We start from the raw sequence: 15,303 nt of genomic DNA, 5'->3' as shown, positions 1-15,303 counted from the left end.
ATACCCCGCCACAATATCGAACATTGAACCGGCCCGGAATTTGGTCCCGGTCGATAGCAGGCTGTGTTCCGCTGTCAGCATTACCCGCTGCCGGCAGCTGCGCGGTCGCCGCCGAGCCCCGCCTGGCCGCTGTGGCGATTTCCGACCGGCTATTGGCTTGCGCTGCGCGCTGGTCCCGGACACTGACTCCCCCCACGGAGGCCACTTCTCTCATCCGGGCTAGCGTCGTCCTCTCACGGCGACTGAGGCGGCGCCGTTCGCGACGACTGACCGCTCACCGGTCTCGGCCCGCTCCGGCGGCGTGTGGTCAAACAGCCACGAAACGCTACACGCGGGCAGTCTCACCACGGCTCCGATTTCAGCCCGAGCACGTACGCGATGGCATTGGTTATTACGTGCAGCACGGGCGTGATGACCAGCACCACCGCCAGGACGGGCAGGGTGAAGGTCTCGAAAAACCACGAGGGCGCCGCCACGGCCCCGAGCAGGAGCGCCCCGACCACAAAGTCGAGCTGGTCGACGCCGGGGAAGGGCGCGCCGCGCTCGCGGCCGGTCCGGCGCTTCAGGAAGGAGGCGCCGATATCGCCGAGCATCGCTCCCAGAGGGAGGGCGAGTGCCGCCGCGAGCGGGAGTGTCGGGAGCGCGACCCCGAGCGCGTCGCTGACGGGGTCTCGGAGCTCCCGCAACAGCAGCCCCACCCCGACCCCGGCGAGCCAGCCGGCGGCGGTCCCCCGCCAGGTCTTGCCGTCGCCGAGCAGGCGCCGACCGCCCATCGTCCGCCCGCCGTCGATGGGGGGGCCGCCCCCGAACAGGACGGCGGCGTTGTTGGGGACGTATGCAGGTAACATCGCCCACAGCGCCGTGGCGACCGTCGCGACCGCGTCCATGCCGGCGGGTCGACAGGCCGCCCCTTAACGTCCCCGGATCCCGCGCCCGCCGCGCCGTCGTGTCCACCTCACCCCTTGCGGGGAACCCTCCGACGGCAGGACGCGACAGTCGAGCCCGACAGCCTCTTTCCCGCCGGCGGGCTACCTCCGGGTATGCTGCCGCCCGTCGCCCGCCGGTTCGTCGCCGGCGAGGAGCCCGCCACCGCCCTCGAACACGCCCGCCAGCTCAACGACCGGTCGGTCGGCGCGATCGTGAACCTGCTCGGCGAGCACTACGGCGACCGCGGCCCGGCCGACGCCGACGCCGCCGCCTACCGCCGGCTCGTCGAGGACGTCGCGAGCGCGGACCTGCGGGCACGGCTCTCGGTCAAGCCCACACAGCTGGGGCTGGCGGCCGACGAGGCGGTCTTCCGGGAGAACCTCGGCACCGTCATCGAGCACGCCGACGACCGCGGCGTCTTCGTCTGGGTCGACATGGAGGGCCCGGAAACGGTGGAGGCGACGCTTTCGGCCTACGAGGAACACGCCCGCGCGGGCCGGGACGTCGGGGTGTGCCTGCAGGCGAACCTCGCGCGCACGCCCGACGATATCGACCGCCTGGCCGACGCTGGCGGCGTGGTCAGGCTCGTCAAGGGTGCCTACGACCCGCCGACAGGCGAGGGATACAGCGGGGTCGAGCAGGTCGACGAGGCCTACGAGGCGTGTCTGGAGCGGCTGTTCCGGACCCACGACCGGGTCGCCGTGGCCAGCCACGACCCGGCAATGCTCGCGCGCGCGGCGACGCTACACGAGGCCCACGGGACCCCCTACGAGGTGCAGATGCTGATGGGCGTCCGGACGGACGTCCAGTACGACCTGGCGAGCCGCCGCGACGTCTGGCAGTACGTCCCCTACGGCCGGCGGTGGCTCTCCTACTTCTCCCGGCGGGTGACCGAGCGGTGGGAGAACGCCGCCTTCGCAGCCCGGGCGCTGCTGGGGACCTGAAGGCTCATTACCACGCCGCTGTGAGGAGCGGTAATGGCCGGCTGGAAACGCGACTTCGCCAGCGGACTGGTCGTCCTCGTCCCGCTTCTGGTGGTGGCCTTCGTCGTCAGCTGGCTGTACGGCCAGCTCGCGACCGTTCCGGTGGCCGTCGACCCGCCGCCGCTGCGGGTCGCGGTCACGCTCGTCGTCTTCGTCCTCCTGGTCTTCGCCATCGGCTACCTGATGCGGACCGCACTGGGGGGCGTGGTCGAGGGCGTCCTCGACGACGTAGTCAACCAGATCCCCGGCCTCCGCGTGGTCTACAACGCCTCGAAGATGGCCGTCGAGACGGCCGTCGGCGGCACCGACGAGCTCCAGGCCCCCGTCAAGGTCGAGACTTGGGACGGCCTCCGGATGACTGCCTTCAAAACCGGCAAGAAAACCGACGACGGCCGCGAACTCCTCTTTCTCCCGACGGCGCCCAACATCACGACCGGCTTCGTCGTCGAGGTCGAGCCCGACCGCTACGAGGAGACCGGCGAGTCCGTCGAGGACGCCCTGACGCGGGTGCTCAGCGCCGGCTTCGGCGACACCGAGGAGCGCGACGTCCAGGAACTCTTCGAAGACGACTAACACGTTCACGGATCTGGGATGCGTCACACATCCGGTATGCTTATCACAGGTGAGAGCAAAGCCCGGGATATGCCAGAACAGCAGCGGGCGCTCGGGGCCGACGGGGTGCTCACGCTCAAACACCTCGCCCTGCTCGGCGCGCTCGACAGCCAGGAGAAGATCTCCTGTTCGGGGCTGGGCGAGCGGCTGGACGCCTCGACCCAGACCGCCTCGCGACGCCTCCAGCGCCTCGAGGAGGGCGGATACCTCGACCGCGACGTCGTCGGCGACGGGCAGTGGGTCGAGGTCACCGAGCGGGGAGCCCAGCGCCTCCAGGCCGAGTACGCCGACTACCGCCAGGTCTTCGAGCGCGACACCGGTGTCACGCTCTCGGGGACCGTCACCAGCGGGATGGGCGAGGGCCGTCACTACATTACCCTCGAGGGGTACATGCGCCAGTTCGTCGAGAAGCTGGGGTACGAGCCTTTCGCCGGCACGCTGAACATCGACCTCACGCCCGACAGCGTGCGCAAGCGCGCCCGGCTGAGCTCCTTCGAGCCAGTCACGATCGAGGGCTGGGAGAGCGACGACCGGTCCTACGGACCCGCCTACTGCTACCCCGCGACCCTCGAGGCCGACGCGGGCACCTGCACCGAGGCCCACGTGATCACGCCCGAGCGGACCCACCACGGCGACGACCACCTCGAGGTGATCGCGCCGGTGCGGCTCCGGGACGACCTCGAACTGGAGGACGGCGACGAGGTGACCGTCGATGTCGAAGGGTGAGCAGGCTGGCGTGACTGCGGCAATCGGGGCTTTCCGGGAGGGGCGGCCGGTCTGCATCCACGACGCCGCCGACCGCGAGGGCGAGACCGACCTCGTCTACCCCGCCGGCGCCGTCACGCCGGAGGCCGTCGCCCGCCTGCGAAACGACGCCGGCGGGCTGGTCTGTGTCGCCGTCTCGGACGCGGTCGCGGATACCTTCGGCCTCCCGTTCCTCCAGGAGCACATCGACCACCCCGCGGCCGCCGACCACGAGCTCGCCTACGACGACCGCTCCTCCTTCTCGTTGCCGGTCAACCACCGCGACACCCGGACGGGGATCACCGACGAGGACCGCGCGCTCACCATCCGGGAACTGGGCGCTGCGGCCGCCGACCCCGCGAGCGCGGACTTCGCGAGCGACTTCCGGACACCCGGCCACGTCCACCTCCTCCGTGCGGCCCCGGGCCTGCTCGCGGACCGCCGGGGCCACACCGAACTCGGGGTCGCCCTCACGGAGGCAGCCGGCGTGGCTCCCGCGGTCGTGGTCTGTGAGATGCTCGACGACACTACCGGCGGGGCGCTCTCGCCGTCCGCCGCCGCCGACTACGCCCGCCGCCACGACGTCCCCTACGTCGAGGGCCGGGACCTGGTCGCACAGCTCGGGTAAGGGGCGTCGTCGGCCACCCGTCGGGCTCCGGAGCCCGCCGCCGAACCGTCAAGACTCTTAACGGTGGCCGTCCTGCGTCCGGGTATGCACGCCGACAGCGACGGACCGACAGCAGGGTGGTCGCCGTGAGCGACGCCGACCGGCCCGAGATGTTCGAGGGCGTCGAGGAAGTCTGGATGGACGGCGAGTTCGTCGACTTCGAGGACGCGACCACGCACGTCCTCTCGCATGCCCTGCACTACGGGACCGGGGTCTTCGAGGGGGTCCGGTGTTACGACACCGCGAAGGGGTCGGCGGTCTTCCGGTGGGACGAGCACCTCGACCGGTTCTACCAGTCCGCCAAACCCTACGACATGGAGATCCCCTTCGACCGCGACGAACTCACGGAGGCGACCCTCGAGCTCATCCGCCGGGAGGGGCTCGATTCGTGTTACATCCGTCCGCTGGCCTTCCGGGGACACGGGCCGCTGGGCGTCGACCCGCGGGGCGCGCCGGTCAGCGTCACCGTCGCCGTCTGGCCGTGGGGCGCGTACCTCGGCGAGGAGGCCCTCGAGGAGGGGGTCGACGTCGCCGTCTCCTCCTGGCGGAAACACGCCTCCAGCCAGATCCCGACGAACTCCAAGACCACCGGCGCCTACGTCAACAGCGTGCTGGCCTCCCTGGAGGCGGATTCGAACGGCTACGTCGAAGCCATCGTCCTCAACAAGGAGGGCAACGTCGCCGAGGGGCCCGGCGAGAACCTCTTTCTGGTCCGGGACGGGGAGCTGTACACCACGGGTCTGTCGGAGTCGATCCTCGACGGGATCACCCGCCAGTCCGTCATCGAGATCGCCGAGGACCTCGGCTACGAGGTCCACGACACCGTCTCCATCTCCCGGGGCGAGCTGTACACCGCCGACGAGCTGTTCTTTACCGGGACCGCGGCGGAGGTGACGCCGATCCGCAGCGTCGACGACAACGTCATCGGCGAGGGGACGAAGGGGCCGGTCACCGACGAGATCCAGACGAAGTTCTTCGAGGTCATCGAGGACGCCCCGGAGGCTTACGCCGACTGGTTCACCCCGGTGTAGGGGCGCTCGCGGGGGCCGGACGAGGAGCGAACGGACGGCCGTCGGGAGCGAGGAGAAGGTGGCCGGTCGGCCGGTATCAGTTCCGGATCCGGTCCCAGAACGGTTATGGGGCTGAGTGCTCGTGTACGCACAATGACTGCTGTCGTCCGGGTGCTCCTCGTCGACGACGAACCCGACCTCGCCGACGTGGCGGCGACGTTCCTCGAGCGCGAGGACGAGCGGTTCACCGTCGATACGGCGACCGGCGCGGAGGAGGCGCTTTCGGCGCTTACCGACCGCGAGGTCGACTGTATCGTCTCCGATTACGACATGCCCGGGCAGAACGGCATCGACCTCCTCGAGTCCGTCCGCGAGGACTACCCCGACCTCCCGTTCGTCCTGTTCACCGGGAAGGGCAGCGAGGAGGTCGCGAGCGACGCCATCTCCGCGGGCGTCACCGACTACCTCCAGAAGGAGACCGGGACCAGCCAGTACGCGGTGCTCGCAAACCGGGTCGGGAACGTGGTCGAGCAGTACCGCTCCCGACGCGAACTCGAAGCCAGCCAGAAGCGGCTCTCGCTGTTCATCGAGCAGTCGCCACTCGGCGTGCTCGAGTACGACAGCGACTTCGAGATCGTCCGCGTCAACGAGGCCGGCGAGGAGATCCTCGGCTACTCGGAGGCGGAGCTCCGCGGGGAGACCTGGGAGGCGCTCGTCACGGAGGACAGCTACGACGACGTCGACGAGGTCACCTCCGCGCTGGCGGCGGGCGAGGGCGGCTACCACAGCGTCGACGAGAACGTCCGCAAGGACGGCGAGCGGATCGTCTGCGAGTGGCACAACCGCGTCGTCACCGACGACGGCGGCGAGGTCGTCGCGGTCTTCTCGCTGTTTCAGGACGTCACCGAACGCGAGCGGCGCCAGCAGAAGCTCGACGAACTCCAGGGGCGGACCCAGTTGCTCATGGAGACCGAGACTGTCGAGGAGACGGTCCGGGTCGCCACGGAGGCCGCCGACGACCTCATCGGTGCCCCGCTGAGCGGCGTCCACCTCCTGAACGACGCCGGCGACGCGCTCGAACCGGCTGCCGTCGTCGGTGGGGTCTACGACGCCTTCGACGAGCTGCCCTCCTACCCGATGGACGGCCCGGAGGGGTCCCGTGCCGAGCTCGTGTGGGACGTCTTCCGCAGCAGCGAGCCGCGACGGATCGGCGACACCGAAACCTACGAGCCGCTGACCGAGCCCACGCCCGCCCGGAGCGTGCTGCTGTACCCGATCGAGGGCCACGGCGTCTTCGTCGTCTCCTCCGACGAACCCCACGCCTTCACCGACACCGACGAGACGCTCAGCGAGATCCTGGCGACGACGCTCACCACCGCCCTGGACCGCGTCGAGCAGGCAAACCGGCGCCGGGAGAGCCTCCGCCGGCTCGAACGCCTCCACGACGCGACCCTCTCGCTGATGCAGGCCGAGGGAGACCGGGCCGTCGCCGACCGTGCCGTCGAGGAGGCCGAGAGCGTGCTGGGTTTTCCCCTGGCGATGGTCCGGCTGTACGACCCCGACGAGGACGGGCTCGTGCCGGTCGCATCCAGCGACCGGGTCGACGAGGTCTTCGAGGACCGCCCGGTCTTCGGCCCCGACGACGGCAGCGTCAGCTGGGAGGCCTTCGAGTCGGGGGAACTCACGCTGCTCGACGACATCGGCCGTCACGACCGCGCCGTCGACGCCGGGACGCCGCTCCAGAGCCTCATGGTCGTCCCGGTCGGGGAACGCGGGCTCCTGTCGGCGGGAGCCACCGAGCCCGCGACCTTCGACGAGACCGACGCCTTCCTCGCGCAGATCCTCGCCACCGCGATGGAGGCGGCGTTCGAGCGTGTCGACCGCCGGGCGGAACTCGAGCGCAAGAACGACCGGCTCGAGGAGTTCGCGAACGCCGTTTCACACGATCTGCGGAACCCGCTGAACGTCGCCACCGCCCGGCTCGAGCTCGCTGCTGACGACTGTGACAGCCACCACCTCGGGCACGCTTCCGACGCGCTGGACCGGATGGAGACGCTGATCGGCGACATCCTGACGCTGGCCAGGCAGGGCCGGGAAGCGGTCGACCCCGAACCGGTCGGCCTCGAGGGCGTGGTCCGGCAAGCCTGGGGAGACGTCGCGACCGCCGACGCCGCCCTGACAGTTCGGGATACCGCGACCATCGAGGCCGACCCGAGCCAGCTCAGGCAGCTCGTCGGGAATCTCCTGGGGAACGCCGTCGAGCATGGCTCGACGAGCCCCCGGTCGCAGGCTCCGGAGGACAGCGCGGACGTCACGGTCCGGGTCGGTACGCTTTCCGATGACGAGGGGTTCTACGTGGCGGACGACGGGCCGGGGATCCCCGCCGAGGAGCGCGAGGCGGTGTTCGACGCCGGATACTCGACCGCCGAGGGCGGAGTCGGCTTCGGGCTCGCCATCGTCGAGCGGGTGGCCGACGCCCACGGCTGGGAGGTCCGGGTGACGGAGGGGAGCGACGGCGGTGCGCGGTTCGAGGTCTCGAGCGTCGCGGTCGTCGGCGACTGACCCGACCTCCCCCGGGCGTGGCCGGCGTCAGGCCTCCCAGTCGCGCTCGACGGGCGTCTCGCTGGCGTCCAGCGTCTCCAGCAGCCACTCCGCGGCCGCGTCGATCGCGGTCCGGCTGGTCGCGGTGAGCTTCAGGCGGTTGTGGCCGGCGTCGCGGTCGGGGTAACAGCCGACCATCACGTCGAACTCCGACTCCACGTCCTCCAGGGCGCCGACGATGTTCGCCTCGGGCTCGACGGTGTAGAGAAACCGCGAGACCGCGTCCCCGTCGAACTCCCCGGCGACGTCCTCGAACATCGCCTTCAGCTCCCGGGGGATCCCCGGCATGACGTAGACGTTCTCGAGGACCGCGCCGGGCGCGAGCCCCTCGCCGTTTATCAGCGGGCGGGCGCCGTCGGGGATACTCGCCTCGGCCTCGATGTCGATGTCCAGTTCGGGGATCGAGGCCTCGACCTGCTCCAGGGTGTCTTCGATGTCCTCCAGCGCGAGGTCGTCGACGACCAGCCCCCGGTCGAAGGCGTCGGCGACGGCCTCCATGGTCACGTCGTCGGGCGTGCCGCCGATGCCGCCGGTGACGAGGACGGCGTCGAAGCCCTCGCTGTACTCGCGGACGTGGCGGGTGATGGTCGCGCGGTCGTCCGGCACCACGAGGATCCGCTGGACGGTGACGCCACGCTCCGCGAGCTGGCGGGCGAGCCACGTCGCGTTCGTGTTCTCGGTGTCCCCCGCGAGCAGTTCGTCGCCGACGGTCAGGAGTGCAGCGTCCATCTACCCCGGAAAACGAGTGGGGCTCAATTAGCGGTTTCGTCCGCCGTGGGTACGTGGGTGGGGACCGACCCTCCCTGCGTCAGTCGTCCCCGTCGTCACCGTCGTCATCACTATCATCGTCGTCCTCGCCATCGTCGTCCTCGCTGTCGTCATCACCGTCGTCCCGGTCATCGTCGTCACGGTCGTTCACGCCGTCACCGGCATCGTCCCGGTCGTCCGAGTCATCACGGTCGTCGCTGTCGTCCTGCTCGTTCCGGTCGTCGTCACGCTCGTCCCGGTCATCGTCGTCGTATTCGTACTCGTACTCTTCCTCCTGAATGAGAAGCGAACCGTCCTCGAACTCGTACTCGACTTCACCCTCGAAGCCGCCGGTTTCGACTTCGACGTCGAGTTCGTCGTCGCCGTCGTACTCAACGACAACAGTTCCGTTGGCGTCGGTCGTGTACTCGTCATCGTCGACCTCGACTTCCGCGTCTCCGACGGGCTCGCCGCCCTGCGTGACGGTCACCGTCACCGTGCCGTTGTCGTAGACCGCGTCGATGTCGGCATCACCCGGAACGGGCGTGCTTTCGCCCGTGTCGGGCCCCTGAGTCTGTGCCGCCGGGCCGGCGGTGACGGCCGCCGCTCCGCCGACCATCATCAGCACGACCGCCAGTCCGACTGCGAGTGTCTTTGCTGCCATTGCATCCTGTCCTGCGTGTTAGACTGCCCTAAAGAGGGGAGATGATGCCGTCGTATTCCGGCCGTTTGCGGCCGTTTGTCGCTGTTTTCACCCGTGCAAGCGTTCGCAACGGACTGGCCGCCGCGGTCGTCGCCGTTTTGTCCCTCGGCACAGTACGGGGGGTATGATCGACCTCCGGAGCGACACGGTCACCCGGCCCAGCGACGCGATGCGCGAGGCCGCCCGGGACGCGTCCGTCGGCGACGACGTCTACGGCGAGGACCCCACGGTCAACGACCTCCAGGACCGGGTCGCGGACGTGCTGGGGACCGAGGCCGCCCTCCTCGTGCCCTCGGGGACGATGGGCAACCAGGTCGCCGCCCGCACCCACACCGAACGTGGCCAGGAGGTGCTCTGTGAGCGCGAGAGCCACATCTACAAGTGGGAGCTCGCGGGGCTGGCACAGCACGCCGAGGTCCAGCCCCGCACCCTCGACGGCGGCGAGCGCGGGGTTCCGACGCCCGAGCAGGTCCGCGAGGGCTACGTCGCGGCGGACGGCCACCGGCCCGGAACCGGCCTGCTGACGCTGGAGAACACTCATAATAGCAAGGGCGGGGTCGCCGTCGCGCCCGAGCGGGTCCGGGCGGCGGCCGCGGCCGCCCGCGAGCGCGACGTCCCCGTCCACCTCGACGGCGCGCGGCTGTTCAACGCCGCGGCCGCCCACGGCGTCCCCGCCTCCGAATTCGTCGAGCCCGTGGACACGGTGATGTGCTGTCTCTCGAAGGGGCTGGGCGCGCCCGTGGGGTCGGTGCTCGCCGGCCCCGACGACTTCGTCGAGGAGGCGCGCCGGGTCCGGAAGCTGCTGGGCGGGGGGATGCGCCAGGCAGGCATGCTCGCCGCGCCGGGGCTGGAAGCCCTCGAGAACCGCGGCCGGCTGGTCGAGGACCACCGTCGGGCTGCCCGCCTCGCCGAGGGCCTGGACCGCATCGAGGGGCTCTCGGCCGACGAGCCCGAGACCAACATCGTCCTCGTCAGAACCGACCGGCCGGCCGAGGCGTTCCTGGAGGACTGCGAGGCGGAGGGGCTGCTGGGCGTGGCCTTCGACGACTGCCTCGTTCGCTTCTGCACCCACTGGGACGTCGACGACGCGGACATCGAGGAAGCGGTCGCGGCCGCCGAACGGGCCGCGTAACCGCGGCTGCGGCGTCGGCCGCCCGGCCTTCGTACGCCGTCAGTCCAGAAAATCGAGTAGCAGGTCGGTCACCCGGTCGGGCGCGTCGGCCTGGACCCAGTGGGAGGCCTCCGGCAGGCGCTCGACGCGCAGGTCGGGGACGAAATCCTCGAGCCCGTCGAGCAGTTCGGTCCCGAGCGCCCGGTCCTGCTCGCCCCAGACGACCATCGTCGGCACCCGCACCGTCGTGTCCCGGTCGCGGCCGACCAGCGCGCGCAGCTCCCGTCCGACCCCCTCGCGGAACTGCGCCCGGTAGTAGTTGAGCGCCGCGGTCATCGCCCCCTCCGTCGCCATCGCGCGCTTGTACCGCCTGATTTCGGCCTCGCTGAACGCGCCGGGCTGGACGGTATCCGAGAGCATCCGCCCGACGGCCGCGAGGTCGTTCGCCCGGAGCAGCCGCTCGGGCAGCCAGGGTACCTGCGCGGCCACCGCGTACCACGACCGGAGTACCTGCCGGGGTGACTGGCGGAGCGCCTGGCGGTAACGTTCGGGATGCGGGGCGTTCAACGCGACCAGCCGGTCGAGCAGGTCGGGCTCGCGGATCGCGACCTCCCAGGCGACCAGCCCGCCCCAGTCGTGGCCGACGAGGTGGGTCCGGGCGTAACCCAGCCCCTCGACCAGCCCGCGCACGTCCCTCACGAGTTCGCCGGGGCGGTAGCTGGCCACGCCCGCCGGCTTCGAGGAGCGGTTGTAGCCGCGCATGTCCGGCGCGACGACCCGAAAGCCCGCGTCGGCAAGCGGGGAGAGCTGGTGGCGCCAGGCGTACCAGAACTCCGGGAAGCCGTGCAGGCAGACCACCAGCGGCGGCTCCGTCGCGCCGTCGACGGTCGCCGGGTCGGGGTCGACGCGGACGTAGTGGAGGCTGACGCCGTTGACGTGGGCGGTCTCGTGGCGCCACGTTTCGGGGTCGCCGTCGGCGCCCGGAGCGGTCGACGGTGACCGTTCACCAGGGTTCGCAGACATCAGAACTCCCGGAGGCGAGCCAGCCGGTCCTGGGCGCCGCCCTCGGCGATGGCGCTGCGGGCCAGCCCGAGGCCGTCCTCGATGTTCCCGACGTCGCCGCGGGCGTAGACCCGGAGGGCGGCGTTCAGCACGACGGCGTCCGCGAAGTCGTCGTCGCGCTCGCCAGTCAGCACCTCCTCGGTGAGCCGCGCCGAATCGGCGGCCACGTCGTCGACGGCCAGGTCCTCGCGCTCGAAGTCCATTCCGTAGGTTGCGGTCTCGATCTCGTAGTCGGTGAAGGCGCCGTCATCACCGTCTTCGGCCCCGCCCTCGCCGCCGTCTTCGCCGGTGCGGTCCCGGTCGTACTCGGCGACGACCGTCGTCCCGGGGCGGATATCGTCGTAGCCTTCCAGCCCCTGAAACATGATGACCCGGCCGACGTCCTGGGAGTCCATCTCGCCGAACGTGTCGACGATCCGCTTCGCGAAGGCCAGATGGTAGAAACTCCCGAGGTGGACGTCGGCGTCGGCCGGGTTCGCGAGGGTCTCGACGGTGTTGATGAAGGTCCGAACGCCCATCTCCGCCCGCCGGTCGTAGAGGCCGTCGACGAGGGGGTTGAAGTTGGGCTGGTAGTAGAAGCCAAAGCCCACGTCGTCGACCATGGCGGCGCTCTCGGCCGGCGGGAGGTCGGTGCGGACGCCGAGTTCGTCGAGCACGTGCTTGTAGGCGGTGGCCTCCTGGGTCGGGACGCGGTCCCCGGAATGAGCGACCACCGGCGTCCCGGCCGCGGCGGCGACGAGCCCGGCGGCGACCCCCAGCAGCGCGGAGGTGTGCTTGCCGTCGTAGTTGGCGCCGCAGTCGACGGGGTCGCAGTCGGGGACGGCGGTCTCGACGCTCTCCTCGCGCATCACGTCGGTGAAGGCGGCCAGCTCCTCGGGGGTGTTCCGCTTCCAGCGGTTGGCGAGCCAGAACGCCCCGAGGGTAGTCTCGGCGGGGTCGCCCTCGAAGATCCGGGCCATCGCTTCCCGTGCCTGCGGGCGGCTCATGTCCTCGGCGGACTTGTGTCCGGAGCCGACGACCTCGGTCATGAGCCGGCGGAGGGGCCACTCCCGGGTCTCGCGCTGTGTCATGGCGCCGGGTACGGACGCCAGCCGGCTAAAGGCTCCCGTTCGGGAACTACCCGAACGCTTTTGCACCGTTCGGTCCAATTGGGACAGGAATGAGCGGCACGGAGCCGGCGACAGTTCTCGTCGTCGACGACGAGCGGGACGTTGCCGACGCGTACGCGGCACAGCTCGACGGTGAGTACGTCGTCACGACGGCCTACGGCGGGCAGGAGGCGCTGGAGCGGCTCGACGCCTCGGTCGACGTCGTGTTGCTCGACCGGCGGATGCCCGGCACCTCCGGCGACGAGGTGCTCGATGCGATCCGCGAGCGCGGGCTGGACGTCCGGGTGGCGATGGTGACGGCCGTCGACCCCGACTTCGACATCATCGAGATGCCCTTCGACGACTACATCATCAAGCCGGTCTCCCGGGAGGACCTGCTGGAGACGATCGAGCGGCTACTCACCTGCTCGACCTACGAGTCGAAGCTCCGGGAGTACTACTCGCTGACGGCCAAACACGCCACGCTGCTGGCGAACAAACCCCGGACCGAACTCGAAGACAACGAGACCTTCGAGACCCTGGAAACCCGGATCGACGAGGTCAAACGCGACCTCGACAAGACCGTCTCGGAGTTCGACGACGACGACTTCACCGCCCTGTTCCGGGACCTCGACGACCCGGCGGCCGGCACCGTCGAGGAGTGAGGCGGTCGCCCCACGCGTGTCGGGTACGGGCGGGGACGGAGCCGTAGTCGGCCGGGTCCGTTTTTTCGAAAGCACTAACCACCTGCCAGCCAACTAGGAGGTGATGAGTCAGCAACTCCCGGACGTGCAGGCGTCGCGTCCGGACGTCACGGTCGGGCTCAACCGTGTCGGCGTCACCGGCGTGGAGAAGCTCGTGCGGATCGAGCGCCCCGACAGCGACCCGATCGTGTTGATGGCCGAGTTCGAAGTGTTCGTCGACCTCCCCTCCTGGCGGAAGGGCGCGGACATGAGCCGGAACATGGAGGTCATCGACGAGACCCTGGAGGCCGCGGTCAGCGAGCGCGCCTACCGCGTCGAGGACGTCTGTGGCGACGCCGCCGAGCGGCTGCTCGAAAAACACGAGTACACCACCCGGGCGGAGGTCCGGATGGAAGCCGAGTACGTCACCCACGAGCGCACGCCGGCCTCGGACCGCAAGACCCAGTCGACCGCGGACATCATCGCCTCGGCGACCGCCGACGGCGATGGCACCCGCGAGGAAGTGGGTGCCCGGGTCACCGGCATGACCGTCTGTCCCTGCTCGCAGGGGATGTCGACCACCCGTGCCCGCGAGACACTGCGGGACCTGGGCGTCGAGGACCGCGTCATCGACCAGTTCCTCAAGGAGGTCCCCCAGCCCGGCCACTCACAGCGCGGCCACGCCACCCTCACCGTCGAGAGCGACGGCTCGCCGGACGTCGACCTGCACGGCATCATCGAGGTGGCCCGGGAGTCGATGAGCGCCCGGATCTACAACCTCGCCAAGCGACCCGACGAGGACCACATGACCTACGAGTCCCACCGGGACGCGAAGTTCGTCGAGGACTGCGTCCGGGCGATGGCCGAAGGGGTCGTCGACCGCTTCGACCTCCCCGCAGATGCCGTGGTGACGATGAAGCAGTCCAACGACGAGTCCATCCATCAACACAACGCCCACGCCGAGCGCGTCGCCGAGTTCGGCGACCTGACCGGCGAGGTCAACGGCGACGGCGCGTAGCACCCTTCTGCCGCCCGAGTTCTCATTCCTGACAGGCGCCCGCTTGGAGAGTTTGTGTCACGTCGCGTGGGTGAGGTCCCTGCCGTGTGGGCAGCTGCGGAGCTCGAACGAACACCCAGATATCTGGAGATGAAACGGAGGGTCGAAAGTTTCATATCGGTCGGGTGAGCAGACGCCACTGGCCCGGCCCGGGGGCCACGGATCGTCCGGGAGCGCGATATTACCCCCCTTTCCCTTCCGCGTTCGTGGCCGACACAGACGCCCACGGTGAGTCGTCTCCCGGCCGTCGTGGACCCATCTGCCGACCCCTCAGTCCACGGACATCAGTATTATGCGGAACGACGACGAAGGTTCAGGTATGGCTGACGGGCAACTCCACTGTACGAACTGCGGACACGTCGCGTCAGCGGGAGCCGAGGACTGGACGACGGCGACACACCCGTCCCTCGGGTCGGTCACGCAGTGTGCGAACTGCGGGAGCACCGACGTGACCCAGCACCGGTAGCCGCCGAACGTCCGAGGCGGCGGTCGGCTACAGCTCCAGGGATTCGGCCTCGGCCCACCGGTCGCGAAACGCCTCCTCGATGCCGCTCGCGACGTCGGTGTCCTTCAGGTTGATGAGCGCGAAAGGCTGGCCGGGGTCGAGCGGGTGTGACACCTCGATGCAGACCTCGGCGTGGTCGATGAGCTCGAACGTGCCGGTGACGTCCCCGCTGGTCCGGGCGCTGAACGCGTCGTGGTCCTGGAGCTGGTCGCGGAACAGGTCCCCGACGTCCTCGGGGAGCACCCCGAAGAGTTCGGGCCGGATCAGAAGCGAGACGGCGACACCGCGGTCCAGCGCCCGCTCGATCTCGGCGACGATCCGTCGGCCGAGGTCGTCGATATCGAAGCCAGCGGCGGGGGTATCGGCGACGAGGACGATCCGCTCCTCGGCGGTCGCCAGCCGCTCGACGAGCAGGTCCGTCGCCTCCTCCGGGCCAAGCGCGGCCGTCCAGAAGGGCTCGTCGACCGGCTCGGCCGTCTCTAGGTCCTCCGAGAGCGCGTCGACTATCTCCTCGTACTGGTCTTTCTGCTCGTCGAGCTCGCGCTTCCTGTCGGCCAGCAGCCGGTCGAGCGCGGTGTCGGGCTCGACGGCGGCGTACTTCTTGGGCCGGCTCGCGGTCTGGGTCCGGACGAGGCTGTCCGACTCCAGCCCCCCGAGCACGTCGTAGATCCGCCCCATGGGCACGTCGCTCGCGCGTGACAACTCTTTTGCGGTTGTCGGTCCAGTCTCCAGTAGCGCCCTGTAAGCACGGGATTCGTACTCGGAGAGCCCGAGATCCCTCAGTGTCGCCATCATGCTCCCTG

At 70.0% G+C, this 15,303-nt stretch carries 16 protein-coding genes; 10 read left to right on the top strand and 6 right to left on the bottom strand.

The features are described from left to right. Positions 1 to 341 precede the first annotated feature (341 nt). On the bottom strand, positions 342 to 887 hold the full coding sequence (locus GN153_RS01595) for a CDP-2,3-bis-(O-geranylgeranyl)-sn-glycerol synthase (RefSeq protein ID WP_159899110.1): 546 nt from the start codon (positions 885 to 887) through the stop codon (positions 342 to 344). Positions 888 to 1,040: 153 nt separating this feature from the next. On the opposite strand from GN153_RS01595, the gene GN153_RS01590 reads away from it, so the two are divergent. From GN153_RS01590 to GN153_RS01565, 6 genes are all read left to right on the top strand, one after another. Beyond that, positions 1,041 to 1,871 carry a proline dehydrogenase family protein gene (locus GN153_RS01590; RefSeq protein WP_159899108.1) on the top strand — a complete coding sequence of 277 codons (831 nt, stop codon included), beginning with the start codon at positions 1,041 to 1,043 and terminating at the stop codon, positions 1,869 to 1,871. Between the two features lie 33 nt (positions 1,872 to 1,904). Then, positions 1,905 to 2,483, top strand: a complete 579-nt coding sequence (locus tag GN153_RS01585; protein WP_159899106.1) for a DUF502 domain-containing protein — start codon at positions 1,905 to 1,907, stop codon at positions 2,481 to 2,483. A gap of 69 nt (positions 2,484 to 2,552) precedes the next feature. Then, entirely contained in the window at positions 2,553 to 3,248 is a 696-nt protein-coding gene (locus GN153_RS01580; protein ID WP_159899104.1) for a DUF120 domain-containing protein, read from the top strand. Next, entirely contained in the window at positions 3,235 to 3,894 is a 660-nt protein-coding gene (gene ribB, locus GN153_RS01575; protein ID WP_159899102.1) for a 3,4-dihydroxy-2-butanone-4-phosphate synthase, read from the top strand. Before GN153_RS01580 ends, ribB begins: the two co-directional genes overlap by 14 nt. A gap of 149 nt (positions 3,895 to 4,043) precedes the next feature. Continuing rightward, the gene (locus GN153_RS01570) at positions 4,044 to 4,964 is read left to right on the top strand and encodes a branched-chain amino acid transaminase (protein ID WP_159899758.1); all 921 of its coding nucleotides are present in this window, start codon (positions 4,044 to 4,046) and stop codon (positions 4,962 to 4,964) included. 132 nt (positions 4,965 to 5,096) lie between these two features. After that, positions 5,097 to 7,505, top strand: coding sequence for a hybrid sensor histidine kinase/response regulator (locus tag GN153_RS01565; RefSeq protein WP_159899100.1), 2,409 nt, complete (start codon positions 5,097 to 5,099; stop codon positions 7,503 to 7,505). A 27-nt stretch (positions 7,506 to 7,532) separates the two neighbouring features. On the opposite strand, the gene GN153_RS01560 is transcribed toward GN153_RS01565, so the two are convergent. Next, entirely contained in the window at positions 7,533 to 8,273 is a 741-nt protein-coding gene (locus tag GN153_RS01560; protein WP_159899098.1) for a competence/damage-inducible protein A, read from the bottom strand. 79 nt (positions 8,274 to 8,352) lie between these two features. Continuing rightward, on the bottom strand, positions 8,353 to 8,955 hold the full coding sequence (locus tag GN153_RS01555) for a hypothetical protein (protein ID WP_159899096.1): 603 nt from the start codon (positions 8,953 to 8,955) through the stop codon (positions 8,353 to 8,355). A 163-nt stretch (positions 8,956 to 9,118) separates the two neighbouring features. Between GN153_RS01555 and GN153_RS01550 the strand changes: the two genes are divergently transcribed. Then, on the top strand, positions 9,119 to 10,126 hold the full coding sequence (locus tag GN153_RS01550) for a threonine aldolase family protein (RefSeq protein ID WP_159899094.1): 1,008 nt from the start codon (positions 9,119 to 9,121) through the stop codon (positions 10,124 to 10,126). Positions 10,127 to 10,165: 39 nt separating this feature from the next. On the opposite strand, the gene GN153_RS01545 is transcribed toward GN153_RS01550, so the two are convergent. Continuing rightward, positions 10,166 to 11,128 carry an alpha/beta fold hydrolase gene (locus GN153_RS01545; protein WP_159899092.1) on the bottom strand — a complete coding sequence of 321 codons (963 nt, stop codon included), beginning with the start codon at positions 11,126 to 11,128 and terminating at the stop codon, positions 10,166 to 10,168. Continuing rightward, on the bottom strand, positions 11,128 to 12,237 hold the full coding sequence (locus GN153_RS01540) for an anthranilate phosphoribosyltransferase (protein ID WP_159899090.1): 1,110 nt from the start codon (positions 12,235 to 12,237) through the stop codon (positions 11,128 to 11,130). Before GN153_RS01540 ends, GN153_RS01545 begins: the two co-directional genes overlap by 1 nt. An 89-nt stretch (positions 12,238 to 12,326) precedes the next feature. On the opposite strand from GN153_RS01540, the gene GN153_RS01535 reads away from it, so the two are divergent. The 3 genes from GN153_RS01535 to GN153_RS17410 all read left to right on the top strand — a co-directional run bounded on the left by GN153_RS01535 (position 12,327) and on the right by GN153_RS17410 (position 14,461). Next, positions 12,327 to 12,920: a HalX domain-containing protein gene (locus tag GN153_RS01535; RefSeq protein ID WP_159899088.1), complete on the top strand. Its 594-nt coding sequence runs from the start codon at positions 12,327 to 12,329 to the stop codon at positions 12,918 to 12,920. A gap of 103 nt (positions 12,921 to 13,023) precedes the next feature. Continuing rightward, the gene (gene mptA, locus GN153_RS01530; protein ID WP_159899086.1) at positions 13,024 to 13,956 is read left to right on the top strand and encodes a GTP cyclohydrolase MptA; all 933 of its coding nucleotides are present in this window, start codon (positions 13,024 to 13,026) and stop codon (positions 13,954 to 13,956) included. 358 nt (positions 13,957 to 14,314) lie between these two features. Then, positions 14,315 to 14,461 (top strand): hypothetical protein, encoded by a 147-nt coding sequence (locus tag GN153_RS17410; protein ID WP_201287784.1) that lies wholly within the window; start codon positions 14,315 to 14,317, stop codon positions 14,459 to 14,461. Between the two features lie 27 nt (positions 14,462 to 14,488). Here the strand turns inward: GN153_RS17410 and GN153_RS01525 are convergent, their stop codons facing one another. After that, complete coding sequence (locus GN153_RS01525) at positions 14,489 to 15,292, bottom strand: TrmB family transcriptional regulator (protein ID WP_159899084.1); 804 nt, start codon at positions 15,290 to 15,292, stop codon at positions 14,489 to 14,491. Positions 15,293 to 15,303 lie beyond the last annotated feature (11 nt).

It is taken from the genome of Salinirussus salinus (assembly GCF_009831455.1).
Classification (GTDB): Archaea; Halobacteriota; Halobacteria; order Halobacteriales; family Haloarculaceae; genus Salinirussus; species Salinirussus salinus.
Note: the sequence above shows the minus strand (reverse complement) of the source record. Positions and strands in the feature narration are given on the sequence as shown.